Source organism: Streptomyces sp. NPDC001568 (assembly GCF_042893755.1).
Classification (GTDB): Bacteria; Actinomycetota; Actinomycetes; order Streptomycetales; family Streptomycetaceae; genus Streptomyces.
This window is the reverse complement of sequence record NZ_JBIAVF010000021.1, coordinates 1-14,635: the sequence shown is the minus strand read 5'-3', so window position 1 is coordinate 14,635 and position 14,635 is coordinate 1. Positions and strand designations below refer to the sequence as shown.

The 14,635-nt window shown below is 71.1% G+C and carries 13 protein-coding genes and 1 pseudogene; 10 read left to right on the top strand and 4 right to left on the bottom strand.

Translation table 11 applies throughout. The annotated features are described in order from the left end of the window. Positions 1–196 precede the first annotated feature (196 nt). The 6 genes from ACFY0I_RS32165 (at position 197) to ACFY0I_RS32140 (ending at position 9,265) form a co-directional block, all read left to right on the top strand. A complete protein-coding gene (locus ACFY0I_RS32165) occupies positions 197–1,990 on the top strand; it encodes a GspE/PulE family protein (RefSeq protein WP_388902340.1) in 1,794 nt (597 codons plus the stop codon). A 115-nt stretch (positions 1,991–2,105) separates the two neighbouring features. Beyond that, positions 2,106–3,317: a type II secretion system F family protein gene (locus tag ACFY0I_RS32160; protein WP_388902338.1), complete on the top strand. Its 1,212-nt coding sequence runs from the start codon at positions 2,106–2,108 to the stop codon at positions 3,315–3,317. Next, positions 3,314–3,748: a prepilin-type N-terminal cleavage/methylation domain-containing protein gene (locus ACFY0I_RS32155; RefSeq protein WP_388902336.1), complete on the top strand. Its 435-nt coding sequence runs from the start codon at positions 3,314–3,316 to the stop codon at positions 3,746–3,748. The genes ACFY0I_RS32160 and ACFY0I_RS32155 overlap by 4 nt, the downstream gene beginning before the upstream one ends. Continuing rightward, entirely contained in the window at positions 3,745–4,269 is a 525-nt protein-coding gene (locus ACFY0I_RS32150; RefSeq protein ID WP_388902334.1) for a type II secretion system protein, read from the top strand. Before ACFY0I_RS32155 ends, ACFY0I_RS32150 begins: the two co-directional genes overlap by 4 nt. Further along, positions 4,266–8,156 carry a hypothetical protein gene (locus ACFY0I_RS32145; protein WP_388902332.1) on the top strand — a complete coding sequence of 1,297 codons (3,891 nt, stop codon included), beginning with the start codon at positions 4,266–4,268 and terminating at the stop codon, positions 8,154–8,156. Before ACFY0I_RS32150 ends, ACFY0I_RS32145 begins: the two co-directional genes overlap by 4 nt. Continuing rightward, on the top strand, positions 8,153–9,265 hold the full coding sequence (locus ACFY0I_RS32140; protein ID WP_388902331.1) for a type IV pilus twitching motility protein PilT: 1,113 nt from the start codon (positions 8,153–8,155) through the stop codon (positions 9,263–9,265). Before ACFY0I_RS32145 ends, ACFY0I_RS32140 begins: the two co-directional genes overlap by 4 nt. A 197-nt stretch (positions 9,266–9,462) precedes the next feature. Here ACFY0I_RS32140 and ACFY0I_RS32135 read toward each other — a convergent pair whose 3' ends face one another. From ACFY0I_RS32135 to ACFY0I_RS32120, 4 genes are all read right to left on the bottom strand, one after another. Next, entirely contained in the window at positions 9,463–10,020 is a 558-nt protein-coding gene (locus ACFY0I_RS32135; RefSeq protein ID WP_388902329.1) for a DUF1062 domain-containing protein, read from the bottom strand. A 532-nt stretch (positions 10,021–10,552) separates the two neighbouring features. Then, entirely contained in the window at positions 10,553–10,756 is a 204-nt protein-coding gene (locus ACFY0I_RS32130; RefSeq protein WP_114041062.1) for a cold-shock protein, read from the bottom strand. Between the two features lie 288 nt (positions 10,757–11,044). Next, complete coding sequence (locus ACFY0I_RS32125) at positions 11,045–11,608, bottom strand: winged helix-turn-helix domain-containing protein (protein WP_388902328.1); 564 nt, start codon at positions 11,606–11,608, stop codon at positions 11,045–11,047. A 221-nt stretch (positions 11,609–11,829) separates the two neighbouring features. Continuing rightward, complete coding sequence (locus tag ACFY0I_RS32120; protein WP_388902556.1) at positions 11,830–11,913, bottom strand: putative leader peptide; 84 nt, start codon at positions 11,911–11,913, stop codon at positions 11,830–11,832. Between the two features lie 233 nt (positions 11,914–12,146). On the opposite strand from ACFY0I_RS32120, the gene ACFY0I_RS32115 reads away from it, so the two are divergent. From ACFY0I_RS32115 to ACFY0I_RS32100, 4 genes and pseudogenes are all read left to right on the top strand, one after another. After that, positions 12,147–13,352: an acyl-CoA dehydrogenase gene (locus tag ACFY0I_RS32115; RefSeq protein ID WP_388902327.1), complete on the top strand. Its 1,206-nt coding sequence runs from the start codon at positions 12,147–12,149 to the stop codon at positions 13,350–13,352. Between the two features lie 79 nt (positions 13,353–13,431). Further along, positions 13,432–13,890 (top strand): RrF2 family transcriptional regulator, encoded by a 459-nt coding sequence (locus ACFY0I_RS32110; protein ID WP_388902326.1) that lies wholly within the window; start codon positions 13,432–13,434, stop codon positions 13,888–13,890. Between the two features lie 164 nt (positions 13,891–14,054). Continuing rightward, on the top strand, positions 14,055–14,126 hold the full coding sequence (locus ACFY0I_RS32105) for a putative leader peptide (RefSeq protein WP_388902555.1): 72 nt from the start codon (positions 14,055–14,057) through the stop codon (positions 14,124–14,126). Between the two features lie 289 nt (positions 14,127–14,415). Further along, a pseudogene (locus ACFY0I_RS32100) lies at positions 14,416–14,635 on the top strand (sulfate ABC transporter substrate-binding protein); the annotation flags it as partial.

Genomic DNA, 14,635 nt, shown 5'->3' with positions numbered 1-14,635 from the left:
CAAGGGGCGCATCCGCAGCAAGGGCGCCGAGGGTGACGCGAGGGCGTGCTGTAGTGTGCCGCTGACTAATCAGCAACTGACGACCAATGCGATTCGCTCGCGGCGGATGGTCTGCCGCTGTTCTGGATGCGTGAAAGGGGTGGGTTCCGTGGCGAACGGCCGTTTTCTCCGGCGCCGCGCGGCGACGACAAGTCCTGTGGGCGAGGACCACACCCTGCCCGATGGGGTGCAGAGCTCGGCGCCGTCGCCGGCTACGGCTGACGGACCCGCCCCGGACGCGGCGTCCGTCGCGGCGCAGCCCTCGCCCGCAGGGCGGGAGCGGCCACGCATCGGGGAACTGCTGGTGCGGCGCGGGCTCCTCACCCCGGCACAGGTCGACGAGGCGCTCTTGCAGCAGTCGGCGTCGGGCAAGCGGCTCGGCGCCCTCCTGGTCGAACTCGGCATGGTCGACGAGCGGTCACTGATCGAGGCACTGTCGGTTCAACTCGGAATCCCGGTCGCCGACCTGCACCAGAGCGAGCCCGATCCCGAGGCGGCCGCCCGGGTGCCGGAGGCGCTGGCCCGCTCGCTGGGCGTCGTCGCGGTGCGGCGGACCGACGGGACGCTGCTGATCGCGGCGGGCGACCCGGGTGACCCGCGCGTACTCGACGAGGTCGGCCGGGCCGTCGCGCCGGACCAGGTCCGGTTGGCGATCGCGGCTCCCTCGGACATCCGGCGCTCGATCGACAGCGCCTACCGGGCGTTGGCCGGCGCCGGCAGCCTGGTCGAGGCCTTCGAGGCGACCGAGACCGGTCGCAACGCCCACTCCGGTGCCAGGGTGGTGAGCGAGGACGCGCCGGTCGTGCACCTGGTCAACCTCATGCTGACCCAGGGCCTGCGCGACCGGGCTTCGGACATCCACATCGAACCGCACGCCGACCGGGTCCGGGTCCGGTACCGGATCGACGGCGCGCTGCACGACGTACTGAGCCTGCCGGAGAACATGGGCCCGTCCGTGGTCAGCCGCATCAAGATCATGGCCAATATGAACATCGTCGACCGGCGGCGTCCGCAGGACGGGCAGATCGCCACCGAGATCGACGGCAGGTCGGTCGACATCCGGGTCGCGACCACCCCCACCATCTGGGGCGAGAAAGCGGTACTGCGGCTGCTCGACAGCAACCGCACCCTGTTGCGGCTGGCCGAGCTCGGCATGCCCGCCGCGACCTACGAACGGTTCGCGTCCCTGCTGCGCTCGCCGTACGGCATGGTCGCCTGCGGCGGACCGACCGGCAGCGGAAAGACGACCACCCTGTACGCCACGCTCGGTGAACTGAACCAGAGCGAGCGCAACATCACCACCATCGAAGACCCGGTGGAGTACGTGGTCCCGTCGGTCAACCAGATCCAGATCAACGATCAGGCGGGCGTCTCGTTCGCGACCGGGCTGCGCTCGATCCTCCGGCAGGACCCCGACGTGATCCTGGTCGGCGAGATCCGAGACGGCGAGACGGCGCGGATCGCGGTCGAGTCCGCTCTCACCGGCCACTTCGTCCTGTCGTCCATCCACGCCGCCGACGCCTGCTCCGCGCTGCACCGGTTCACCGACATGGGCATCGAGCCGTTCCTGATCACCTCCACGGTCGCCGGCGTGGTCAGCCAGCGACTGGTGCGGCGGATCTGCGACCAGTGCCGCGAGCCCTACCAGCCGGGTCTGGACGAACTGGCCTTCTTCACGAAGGCCGGCGGCTCGACCGACTCCGGGTTCTGGCAGGGGCGGGGCTGCAACTTCTGCTCCCGAACCGGTTACCAGGAGCGGATCGGCGTCTTCGAACTGCTCGTCATGAGCGACACGGTCAAACGGCTGCTCGTCGACAAGGCGCCGATCAGCAGCCTGCGCGCTGCCGCCCGCGAGGAGCACATGGAGAGCCTCCTGGACGGCGGCGTCCGTCTCGTGGAGGAGGGGGTCACGACCATCGCCGAGATCATGTCCAGCGTGTACGTGGTCTAGCCGAACGCACCCTGGTGCCCGGCTCGCCGGCTGCCGCACCTGAACACCGACGAGCCGACGAACCGACGAACCGACAACGCGAACCTCTGACACCGGACACCAGGAGTGCATCGGCATGGCCACCTTCAAGTACGTCGCGGTCGGCCCGGACGGGAAACAGGCCACCGGCGTGCTCACGGGCTCCAGTGTCGACGGAGTGACCACCAGCCTGACCCGGCAGGGGTACGACGTGCGGTCGGTCACGGCCGCGGGCCGCAACCTGCTGCAGCTCGAACTCACCGCGGCGAAGGTCGACCTGGTCGAGCTGAGCAACTTCTCCCGCCAGATGGCCGCCTTCATCAAAGCCGGGGTACCCATCCTCGACGCCCTGGAGATCATCCGCGCCGAGACCAAGGACAAGAAGCTGGCCAAGCTGCTCGTCGACGTCACGGACTCGCTGCGATTCGGCGAAAGCTTCGCCGGCGCGATGGCCACCCACGCCAAGGCGCTCCCGCCGTTCTACGTCTCCGTCCTCCGTTCGGCGGAAGCGACCGGTGAACTCGACGTGGTGATGGCCCAGTTGGGCCGCTACATCGAGCGGGACGTCGAGGGCCGGCGTACCATCCGCTCCGCCCTGACCTATCCGAGCCTGGTGATGGCCCTGGCCATCGGCGTCATCCTCGTGCTCGTCATCTTCGTGCTGCCCCGTTTCAAGCTGTTCTTCGAGTCCTTCAACGCGGAACTGCCGCTGCCGACCCGGATCCTGCTGGGCTTCACCGACTTCGTCACCGTCTGGTATCCGGTCATCATCGGCGTGCTCGTCGCGCTCGTCGCGGCAGTGATCGCCGGTCTGCGGACCGAGCGGGGACGGGTACTGCGCGACCGATTCCTGCTGGCGATGCCGGTGGTCGGCGACGTGGTCCGCTACATGGTCATCGAACGGTTCTGCCGCATCCTGACCTCGATGATCAAGGCCGGCGTGCCCATCCCGGAGGCGCTCAACCTGGCCGCCTCGGGCGCCAACAACCTGGTGTACGAACGGTCCATCGCGAGGGCACGGGTGGAGATGCTCGAAGGCGGCGGCATCTCCGGGCCGATCGCCCGCACCAAACTGTTCCCCGGGGCAGTCACCCAGATGATGCGCGTGGGGGAAGAGACAGGGACCCTCGACGACCAGCTCGAGAACGTGTCGGAGTTCTACGAGAAGGAGCTGCAGCACAAACTCAAGCGGCTGACCAGCCTGTTCGAGCCGGCCATCGTCATCGTGGTCGGGGTCGTCGTGGGGTTCGTGGCCGTCGCCCTCCTCTCGGCGATCTACGGCGTCTACAACCAGGTCGAGGTCCAATGACCGGCCCGGCACGCCGCCCCCGGCGCCCCCGTGGCGAAGAGGGCGAGACCCTGGTCGAGGTGCTCGTCGCCGTGGTGCTCATGGGCGTTGCCTTCGTGGCCATCTTCGGGGGCATGGGCACCGCGATCATCAGCTCGGTCACGCAACAGAAGGTGACCGGCGCCGACTCGGTCATCCGCAGCGCCGCCGAGAAGGTCGTCGGCGCGCCGTACGTGTCCTGCGCCCGTGGTTACGAGACGCCGACACCGCCGGCCGGGTACACCGTCACCGTCACGATCGAATACTGGGACGGAGTGGGTGCGTTCGGCCCGACCTGCCCGACGGCCGACACCGGAGTGCAGAAGGTGACGCTTACCGTGCACTCGACCGGCCCGCACTCCGTCAGGGACGCCACGCTCGAAGTGGTCAAGCGGGAGTCGATGCTGTCATGACCGACCAACGACCAACGGGACGCTCGGAGTCGGGGTTCACCCTGACCGAGTTGCTGGTCACCATCGTCATCCTGGGCATCATCGGGCTCCTGCTGCCGAAGGCGATCGTCCTCGGACTGCAATTCACGGCGGGCACCGAGAAGCGGGTGGCCGCCACCAGCGCGGTGGGCACGCTGGGCCGCTACTTCTACGGCGATGTGCACAGCGCGGCCCACGTCACGACCGACCCCGCATGCGGCGTCGTCGGCGTGATCGTCCACCTGAGCCGGCCCGGCACCGACGTCGTGTACGCCTACGACCGTCCGACCGGCGCCCTCAACCGGGTGACGTGCACCGACGCCGGCGTCGTCACCACGTCGCTGGGCCGGTTCGACCCCACCACATCGACCCATCCGGTGACTCTGAGCTGCGGTGCCGAGACCTCGTGCACCTCGCCCATGGAGGTAACGCTGACCGTGCAGAGCGATCCCGCCGCACCCCCGACCGCCCTCACAGCCGTCCGACGATCGAGCGCGTCATGACCGGCCGCCCGAATCCGCGCCGCCCGAGCCCGTGCCCCCTGAATGCGCGCCGCCCGCGCGGCGACGAACAGGGCGCGGCACTGATCCTCGCGCTGGCGTTCATCGTCGTCTTCAGCCTGGTCGCGGTGTCGGTCCTGTCCTTCGCCGGCACCGGACTGAAAGCCGCGAAGGTGTACGTCGACCAGACCAAGCGGGACTACAGCGCGGACGGTGCCACGCAGCTCGCGATCAAGAACTTCTCGCAGGGCAACCCGTGCGCCGACTACACCGCCCCGCCGATCAACGGCCGGCGGATGATCGTCCACTGCGACCCCCTCAACACGTCTCCCGCGGCCACGCGCGCGACCCAACCGCAGGACGCGCTGCGCAGCCTGGGCAAGGCGGCGGACGACGGCATCCACGTGACCACGCCCGGACTGCGCGTGCAGGGCAGCGTGTTCTCCCACTCGAACATCACCACCGGCGCGGGCGCCTCGATGGTGGTGTCGGGCGACGTGTCGGCCGTCGGCAACTGCTCCGGCGCCGTGTCACAGACCCGGCTGTCCCCGAACCAGGCGCCGTACGCGCGCGACTGCGCCAACGACACCCCGCCGGCTCCCGCCGACGAGGTCGTGGGCGCCGACCCGGACCACACCCCGCCGGCCACGGCCGTTCCGGTCCGGCGGACGGTGCCCGCTTGCCCCGACCCCGGTGCCTGGCTGGTGCGGTTGCAACCCGGCTACTACGACGACGCCCGCGCCCTCACCCGCCTCACCGGTGGCGATTGCCCCGACGTCGTCGTGTGGCTGGAGCCGGGTATCCACTACTTCGACTTCACCTTCACCGGCGCCGACGCGGTCTGGACGGTCAACGACCCCACGGTCAGCGTGGTCGGCGGCACGCGGGCGGGTTGGGATCCCGGGGCCCCCACCCGCCCGACCATCCCCAACCCGGGCGGTTGCGACACGACGCGCCCCGAAGGCGTCGAGGTCGTGATGGGCGGCGGCAGCCGATTCCAGGTCGACCGTGGTCACGTCGAACTGTGCGCCCCGGTGAGCCCGGACGCGCAGCAGGTGGCGGTGTACGGGGTCCAGCCGCCGAAGCCGTCCCACACGTTGAAGCCGGCGGCGGTGGTCACGAACACCGGCTTCGCCGACCCGGGCCATGCCCTGACCAGCGGCGAACGGCCGACCCCACCCGGGTGCGCGCAGCCGACGGGCACCGCGAGCTGCACGTCCGACGCCGTCCTCGACCCGACGAAGCGACGCTCGGCCTCGATGCAGCTCGCCGGCTTCACCCCGCGGGTGCCGCCCGGCTCGGTCATCACCAGCGCGACGCTGCGTGTCAGGCACGAGGACGGCGGTGACCTGACCGCCCCCGGCGCGGTGAAGGTGACGACCGCCGTCGGCGCGGACACCTGCCGCACCGACGACCTGCCCCGGCACACGGCGCTCGCCACCGATCCTCCGATCGACCTGCTGGGCGCGTGCGGGCTCAGCGACCCGGCCCGGCTCACCGGCCTGGCGGTGACCTACGCCGCCACCCTGGACACCGGCGGCACCACCGCCACGGCACGCCTGGACGGCATCTGGCTGGAGGTCGCCTACCGCACCCCGACCACGTTCAAGCCGACCGCCGTGGCCGCGTCGACCGGGTTCACCGCCACCGGCACCGAGCCCGACAACGCTCTGGAGATCGGCGAACAGCCGACGTCGGTGGCGGGCGCCGATCTGACCAAGGCCGCCCCGTCCGCGTCGATCACCCTGGTCGGGTTCGGCCTGCCGCCCTTGCCGCCGGGTTCGACGATCCACTCCGCCGTGCTGCGGGTGGCCCATCGGGAGAGCGGTGACGCGGCGGCGCCCAGCATCAGCGTCACCCCGGCGGGCGGCGCCGGCAGGTGTACCGCCCTGCCGCTCACCGCGCGGGCCGGCCTGGCCGACGACCGCGTCGACCTGAAGGCATGCGGGATCACCAACCCCGCACAACTGACCGGGCTGACCGCGACCTACAACGCCGGGCTGACGGCGGGCGGCACCGCGGGCGCCCATTCCCTGGATGGCATGTGGCTCGAAGTCGTCCACGACCCGCCGCGGCCCCGGCCTGCGACGAGCGCGTCGTCGTCGACGTTCATCCGCGCCGCCAACGCCCAGGCGATCGACGGCGCCAACACGGCCCACGCCACTCTCGACCCGGTCGCAAGGCCGACCGCCACCATCAGCCTCGGCGGTTACGACACCCCTGCGGTGGCGCCCGGCTCGGTCCTGGACGGGGCCCTGCTCCACATCGCGCACCGCGAAGACCCCGGGGCGACCGGAGGACCGCCGCCGACGGTCGCCGTCACCCTGACCGGGCCCGGCATGCCCGGCGCCTGCACCACCCCGCAGAAGCTCGCCACGCGCCGGGGCGCCCTGGCCACCGACACCCTGGACCTGGTCACCACCTGCGGCCTGACCGATCCCGCCCAGCTGACCGGCCTGGTCGTGACCTACACCGCCGCCCCCGGCGCCGGCAGCACCACCGCCACCGCTCAGCTCGACGGGGTCAGCCTGGAACTGGACCACCGACCCGCGATCGCGGTACGACCCACCCAGGCCGTCAGCACCGGAACGCCCACCGCCACGGCGTTCCTCGACCCGAAGAACGCGCAGACGCTCGACGCCACCACCTCGACCGCGAGGCTCTCCACGGCCACCCCGACGGCGTCGATCCGGCTCGGCGCGTTCGCGATGCTCCCCCTGCCGGCGGGGGCGGTGATCGACAAGCTCGTGCTGCGTGTATCGCACCAGGACGACGACACGACCCCCGCACCACCCTCGCCTGGGGAGCCACCGTCTCCCACGGAGCCTCCCGCGCCGACGGGCCCGCCCACGGCAGCGCTGACCGTCTCCGGCACCGGTACCGCCTGCGACGCGAACCACACCCTGACCACCCACGAAAGGACGCTCGGCGTCGACCTGGTCGATCTCGGCGCCTGCGGGGTCACGAAGGCCGACCAGTTGTCCGAGCTCGCCGTCGACTACGCGGCGAGGCTGGGCGCGGTCAGTACCGAAGCCGCCGTCCAACTCGACGGCGTCGAGCTCGACATCGTGTTCCGCGCCCCGTCCATCAGGGCCCTGTCCGGCTGCCTCACCGCGGGCAACCGTTGCGCGGTGTTGAAGTCGACCGACGACGCCGACACGGCCACCCGTCACAGCCGCCTGCTGATCAACGGCACCGTGTACGCGCCGACCGCTGCCGTCGACCTGTCGATGAGCCAGGTCGGCTCGCAGGTCGTCACGCGCGGCATCATCGCCCGGACCATCGGTCTAGGCATCAGCCCGACCAGCAGGTACCTCCGCCCGGTGATCGGAGTTCCACCGGAGCCGGTGCTGTTCACGACCTATCCGGCCGTGATCGCCGAACCGGCGTCGGTCACCGCGATCACCGGGTTCACGCCCCCGGCTCCCGGCGCGCCCGTCGACGTCACGGGCGCCACCGTCCCCGGCGGTGGCCGGGCGTCCGCCACACTCGGCGGTTACGCCCAACCGGCACCGGCCACGACCGGACCGCTCGACCACGTCGTCCTCCAGGTGGCGCACCACGAGGAAGGCGACGTGGCCTCGGTGAAGGTGTCGGTCAACTTCCCCGGCAGCACCTGCGCCGGCGTCGACAACGCCCTGGACGTGCCGGTCCGTCTCGGCGCGAACGGCCCGGTGACCGACCGGATCGACCTGGCACCGTGTGGCCTGACCACAGCCTCCCAGTTGGCCGGGCTCACAGTCACCTACACCGTCACCGCCGGGAGCGGCGGCGCGACCGTGCACCTCGGCGGCGCCCGGATCGATCTGCTGTCCGGCCCGCTCGTCCGGGCCGCAGTGTCCTTCGACGGACACGCCGGCACCGTCAAGCAGTGGACGGTCCTGCCATGAACAAGCACCCCACCTTGGAGACCACCATGTCCGGGCCGAGTTCCGCGATCATCGACCACCTGCTCGGCGAGCTGTGGGAGCGCGGCGGCAGCGACCTGCTGCTCACCACCGGATCGGCGCCGTTCCTCCGCGTCGACGGCGCCCTGCGACCGCTCGACGGGGCCGCGCTGACCGAGCCGGAGGTCGATCGCCTGGTGACCGGCGTGCTGGGCGAGGAACTCACGGAACGGTTCCGCCGGGAGAAGCAGGTCGATTTCGCGTTCAGCTGGGGAGCGAAGGCCAGGTTGCGTGGGAACGCCTTCGTGCAGCGCGGCGCGTCGGCGCTGGCGCTGCGGATCATCCCTTTCAACGTGCCGTCGTCCGAGCAGCTCGGGCTCCCCCCGGTCGTCCTCGGGTGGGCGGGCCTGCCGCGCGGATTCGTGCTGGTCACCGGGCCGACCGGCTCCGGGAAGTCGACGAGTCTGGCGGCGCTCCTCGACCACGTCAACACGCACCGCCCGGTGCACATCCTCACCATCGAGGACCCGATCGAGTACCTGCACCAGCACAAGCGTTCGGCGGTCAACCAGCGCGAGGTCGGCACCGACACCGACTCGTTCCCCGCCGCGCTGCGCGCGGCCCTGCGCGAGGATCCGGACGTCCTGCTCCTCGGCGAGATGCGCGACCCCGAGAGCATCTCCGCCGCCCTGACCATCGCCGAGACCGGGCACCTCGTGTTCGCCACCCTGCACACCAACGACACGTCGCAGACGCTGGACCGCATCGTCGACGTGTTCCCGGCCGAGCAACAGCCGCAGATCCGGCTGCAATTGGCGCACACCTTGGTCGGCATCCTCAACCAGACGCTCATCCCACGGATCGGCGGGGGCCGGGTGGCGGCCTTCGAGGTGCTGGTGGGCACGTCGGCGATCCGCAACCTGATCCGCGAGGGCAAGACCCGCCAGCTGCGGAACATGATCGCGACCGGCCACCGTGACGGCATGCGGACCCTCGAAACCAGCATCAACGCCCTCGTCGCGGCGGGCACCGTCGCCCACGAGGAGGCCGTGCTGCACACGGCCCACCCGGAGGACATCCAGCGCCCCCACGTCCCGGTCGGCCGCCCCTGACCGGCCGACGGGTGGCCTCCTCCCCCGGCGACGGGTCCCTACGCGTCGGGACCTCGACGGCCGACCACGCGTTCTACGGCGTGCCCGCCCGAGCGGGTACGGAGCCGGCCTGCGCCCGGCCGACTTCGCCTCGGACCGGGCCCTGCCGGCAGATCCGATCGGATGCTGCCGGACAGGACCCGGGCTGGTCGAAGGACTCAGCGCTTGAGCGTGAAGGTGAAGTCGCTCGAGAGCTTGCCGCCCAGACGGACCGTCGACACGAGGTTCCCCTCGGTGAGCAGCCTCTCCACCTCGGCTCGCGCATGGCCGAAGCCTTCGGCGATCAGTCGCACGGGCCGCACGGGCACCCGCGCCGCGAAGCGGACCCGGACCTCGATCGCCTCACCATCCGGCCCGTCCGGCAGATCCGGCGCGCCGGTGTCGAGGCGCCAGGCGTTGTCCCAGTCGAGGGCGACGCGGTTGCGGCGCAGCAGGAGCGGGTCCTGGAGCAGTTCGGCTGCCAGGCCGGGGTCGTTGTCGTGCATCAGGTTCAGGAGCTCGGGTCGTACGGAACGCACGTGCGTCCGTTCCAGGACGGTGAGTTTGGTGGTGTCCCCGCAGCCGGCGCACAGGGCCAGGAGCCAGGCATCGAGGAGTTTGTGGTTCGCGTTGACACGGAACTTGCCGTGCGTGCGGAAGCGCCCGGAAGGACACCTGTGGCAACGGCGAAGGACGATCGGCAGGCAGGTGGGAACGACCACCCAGGTTCTGGACATGCAAATACACCGGTTCCAGTGAGAAGACCGCAGCGAAAAGGAGCACGGCGCACAGGTGCGACGCGCGACGGTTCAGCGCTCGGGGGGTCTCACTTGGTGTACAACGGCACGTCCTTGCCAGGGGGCGACTGCGGGCGGAAGCACGTTAACGGCCCACGGCAGTAGGGCTCCACTGATTTTCGGGCGGGTGGCGACGACGCCGATCTCCGTGGTGGTCGTGATCCCTGACGACGACCGGCGTCGGCGCCCCGCTCCGGTCCGGACGACCCACCGCACCCTCGTCGGGGTCGTGGCCTCCCCCGCTGACCGGGATCAGCTCGGTGGTCGTCATTGCCCCCGATGCGATCACACCGGCGCCGCTCAGTGCGCCTGACATGCCTCGCCACGTTCCGGAGGCGGTCGGCCGTCACGGCCTGACGGCATCCACGGTCGGTCGGCGGAAGAAAAGCCCGGCCGGCACGAGTGTGCCGACCGGGCTTTCATGCGACAGCGGAGCCACTGCGTGGTCGCGGCCGCTACAAGGATTGACGCATCAGGCGGGGGTGATGTTCTCCGCCTGGGGACCCTTCTGGCCCTGGGTGACGTCGAAGTTCACCTTCTGGCCCTCCTGCAGCTCGCGGAAGCCCTGGGCGGCGATGTTCGAGTAGTGGGCGAAGACGTCCGGGCCGCCGCCCTCCTGCTCGATGAAGCCGAAGCCCTTTTCCGAGTTGAACCACTTCACGGTTCCGGTGGCCATGTGTCCTCCAAGGGACTGAAAACCGGTCCCGCACGGTGCGGGAGCCGGAGGTGATCGCCCTGGTCCTCAGAGACGCCGAACAGCAAAATCGCCCGTGCAGTTGCGCTCACGGGCGACCGGTACTTCGGAACCATGACAGCTGCCCCTGACGCTACACGGACAGTGCTGCTCGCACCACGGGAACACCTCCTGCGCCACACTCCACGGACGAACTTCCGAATGGGTGCCAGTCCCGCCGCCCGGCCCGGAAGCTCTCCGTCGGGCAGCTGGACCGGCCCGGTTACGGGGCTACTGGTGGTCGGGAAGGTACTTGTAGCCGACGCGGTGCACGGTGGTGATGCGGCTCCGGTGGGCGGGACCGAGCTTGCGGCGCAGCCTGGCCACGTGGACGTCGACCGTCCGGCCGTCACCGATGTGTCCGTAACCCCAGATGTCCGAGATGAGGGCCTCACGTCTGTGGACCGTGTACGGATGGGTCACCAGGTGGGCCAGGAGGTCGAACTCCAGGTAGGTGAGGTCCAGTTCGCGTCCGTCGACCTCGGCCACTCGACGTGCGCGATCGACCCGGATGGCATGGTCGAGCCGAACGGCGTCGGGGTGCGGGGCCGGTCCCGGCTCGGGTGCCGGGAGTGTCCCGGGTGCGAGGGGACGGGTCTCCGGGCGTATGCCGTGCGCGGTCATCACCGCGACCGGGTCCACGTCTGCCGGCAGGAACACGAGGTATCCGACGAGGGCGCCGCCGATCTCGTTGGCGAAGACGCCGGGCGGACGGTCACCGACCAGCCGGAGGCGCGGCGCCGGAGGGCGGCGGACGGCGGTGGCGGGTACCGGTGCGGGAAGTGCGGTGGTCACGATGAGCCCCTTCGGCTGCTCGGAATGAGGTACGGACGCCGGGTGTTGGGCCGCGACAGGGCAGGTGCCTCCGTGACGGGTGCGGCCGGAGGGCCGGCGCCCCGCACGCCGGGCGGAACCCGTACGGCGCAGCGGGCCGGGGTCACGGGAACAGCGGGCGCGCGGGGAGGAGCGGCACCGGAAGGCCGGCGCGCATCGCGGAATGCCCTGTCGAAGAAGCCCTAGACGGGTCGGCAGGCGGCGCTGGCGACCCGACGGAGGTCAACGTGCCTGCGGCGTACGAGCAACGGCTGCGACGGGGACATGGTCACATCGTGAGGTGCCCGGCGGGCGCGCGTCAATACTTTCCTACTCGTTCACTAGGAAAGGGCGGCGAGCTGCACGATCTCTCATGGCGAGATCACGGCGTCCGCTATTCGGTCACGCTCTTGCCGGACGGGCGGCTTCGGGCAAGTATCCCTATCAATCCGATGGGAAAGGTGGGGATTCGGTGAATCGGCCGGCCGATGCCACCCAACAACGTTCCGGAGTAGCCGAAATGACCACCGCCACCCCCCATGGCACCGACGCCCGGCAATCCGTCGACGAGCAGCGCCGCACGCTCCTGCGTACCGCCCGCGACGTGGCGGACGACCTCGCCGCGGACGCCATCGCCCGCGATCAGGCGGGCAAGCCGCCGGTCGACGAGACGGCCCGGCTGCGCGAGGCGGGCCTGCCGGCGGCCCTCACCCCGCCCGGGCCCGACCGCGGGGCGGACTGGCACACAGGATGCGCCGTCATCCGGGAGATCGCCGCAGCGGACAGCTCCGTCGGCGACGTGCTCGCCCGCCACTACGTGCACACCTGGAGCGGACGCTTCTACGCGCATCACCACCACGCGACCGCCCTCGAAGAGGAGTCGGTGGGCGAGCAGTGGCTGTGGACCGGCGCGGTCCGCGCTCCGGTCTCCCACGAGGACACCGACGGACCGGAGCTCAGGCTGCGGCGGCGCACCCCCGGCTGGGTGCTGAGCGGGCGCCGGTTCGTGGACACGGCGGTGGCCGCGGCCGACCAGATCGTGTTCGACGCCGTCTGCGCGGCGAGCGGCGACGTCCTGGTCGTACGGATCCCGCCCAGCGCACGGGGCGTGACCATCGAGTCCGCCCACGACCGGCTCGGGCAGCGCGTCGCCGGCGCGGGCGAGGTCGTCCTGGACCGGGTGACCATCGCGCCCGAACAGGTGCTGGGCCGCCGGCCGCACGACGAGGAGTCGACCGCACCCTTCACGGCGCTCGCGGAGCCGGCGCTCCGGCTCGCCCTGTGTCACGTCGGCCTAGGCGTCGCCGAGGGCGCCCTCACCGAGGCGCGCGACCTCAGCAGGGGCGGCCGCGCGCACCGGCTGCCCGGCGAGGACCCCGACCTCTTCCTGACGTACGGGGAGCTCGCCTCGGCCGCCCAGACGGCCACCGCCGTGGTCACCCGGGCGACGGACGTGATGGCGCGGGCCCTCGACACGGGTCCGCACCTCGACGCGGAAGGAGCCGCCGGCGTCGCGGCCCTGGTCGCCACGGCCGAGACCGTGACGTCGAAGGCCGCCCTGCGCATCACCGCCCGGGTGCTGGAACTCGCCGACGCGCCCGGCCTGGACCGCTTCTGGCGCAATGCCCGGGTCCTGACGGCCCACCGCCCCGCCGCCCACCGCCTGCGCTCCATCGGCGAGCACTACCTCAACGGCTCCCACCCCGCGGTGGCGGCCTTCCGCTGACGCGGGCCCGAGCACCTGCCCGGCGCCGGCGGCCACCCGCGAGGGGACAGCGGCCGGATCGATGCAAGATACTGTCCGCATGCGGATCTCAGCCAGGGCGGACTACGCGGTACGTGCCGCACTGCAGCTTGCCGCGTCACAGGATGACGGGCCGGTGAAGGCAGAGGCCATCGCCGAAGCCCAGGACATCCCGCACAAGTTCCTCGAGGGCATCCTGAACGACATGCGCCGGGGCGGCCTCGTGCTCAGCCGGCGCGGCGGCAACGGCGGGTACCGGCTGGCCAAGCCCGCCCGGTCCATCAGCATCGCGGACGTGATCCGCGTCGTGGACGGGCCGCTCGTCTCGGTGCGCGGGGTACGTCCTCCGGACCTGTCCTACACCGGCCCCGCCCAAGCACTGCTCCCCCTGTGGATCGCGCTGCGGGCCAATGTCCGCGAGATCCTCGACGGCGTGAGCCTCGCCGACGTCGCGTCGTCCGACCTGCCCGCGGGGGTATCGGCGCTGGCCGACACCCCCGGCGCCTGGACCAATCCCTGACCCGTGTCCCACCTGCGCGTTCTCACATAACGAGATTCCCGCGTCCACCATTCGGTCACCCTCTTGGGACGGCTGTCCGCCTCTGCCAATATGCCTACCAACCAGGTGGGAAAACTAGGAATTCAGGGAGGCGGGCCGTGCGAACACCGCGTCACGCAGGCCGGATGCTGTCTCTGACCTCCCGCCGGCACATCGACCTGCTCCGCACGTCCGGCGCCCTCTGTCAGGCCTGCTGACACCACGCTCCGGACCTCGTTCCACGCGTAGTCGGCGCTGAGCACCGTCGGGCGGGCCTCTCGGCCGCCCACGCCGACCGCCTGGACTCCGGAGCCGGAGGTCGAGCCCGTCATACGGACTCCCGCGCTCGACTCCGTCCGACACCCTTTCGCTCCTCGGACCGACGACCGCAACCCCGTCGCCCACCGCTCACCGCTCACCGCCGGGCGTCGGTTCCGTGTGTGTCGACGGCTACGCGTCGCCCTTCTCCGCACCTCCTTGAACTCCATCCCGTGAAAGGACACCTCCGTGTCTGCCGCAAGACCGCTCACCACCCTGCGCGCCATCGCCGTCACCGCGACGCTTCCCCTGCTGCTCACCGCCTGCGGCTACGGCTCGGAGTCCAAGAAGGACGAGGGCGACAAGGCCACCAACGCCGCCGCGACGGGCGGCGCGAAGCTCTCCGCCTCCGAGGTCCGCATCGGGTACTTCCCGAACCTGACGCACGCCACCGCGCTGGTCGGCCTCC

Excerpts from the sequence above, each read along its gene's own strand:
- ACFY0I_RS32160 (WP_388902338.1), top strand. The coding sequence starts at position 2,106 with ATGGCCACCTTCAAGTACGTCGCGGTCGGCCCGGACGGGAAACAGGCC.
- ACFY0I_RS32155 (WP_388902336.1), top strand. The coding sequence starts at position 3,314 with ATGACCGGCCCGGCACGCCGCCCCCGGCGCCCCCGTGGCGAAGAGGGC.
- ACFY0I_RS32150 (WP_388902334.1), top strand. The coding sequence starts at position 3,745 with ATGACCGACCAACGACCAACGGGACGCTCGGAGTCGGGGTTCACCCTG.
- ACFY0I_RS32145 (WP_388902332.1), top strand. The coding sequence starts at position 4,266 with ATGACCGGCCGCCCGAATCCGCGCCGCCCGAGCCCGTGCCCCCTGAAT.
- ACFY0I_RS32140 (WP_388902331.1), top strand. The coding sequence starts at position 8,153 with ATGAACAAGCACCCCACCTTGGAGACCACCATGTCCGGGCCGAGTTCC.
- ACFY0I_RS32135 (WP_388902329.1), bottom strand. The coding sequence starts at position 10,020 with ATGTCCAGAACCTGGGTGGTCGTTCCCACCTGCCTGCCGATCGTCCTT.
- ACFY0I_RS32130 (WP_114041062.1), bottom strand. The coding sequence starts at position 10,756 with ATGGCCACCGGAACCGTGAAGTGGTTCAACTCGGAAAAGGGCTTCGGC.
- ACFY0I_RS32120 (WP_388902556.1), bottom strand. The coding sequence starts at position 11,913 with ATGTCCCCGTCGCAGCCGTTGCTCGTACGCCGCAGGCACGTTGACCTC.
- ACFY0I_RS32115 (WP_388902327.1), top strand. The coding sequence starts at position 12,147 with ATGACCACCGCCACCCCCCATGGCACCGACGCCCGGCAATCCGTCGAC.
- ACFY0I_RS32110 (WP_388902326.1), top strand. The coding sequence starts at position 13,432 with ATGCGGATCTCAGCCAGGGCGGACTACGCGGTACGTGCCGCACTGCAG.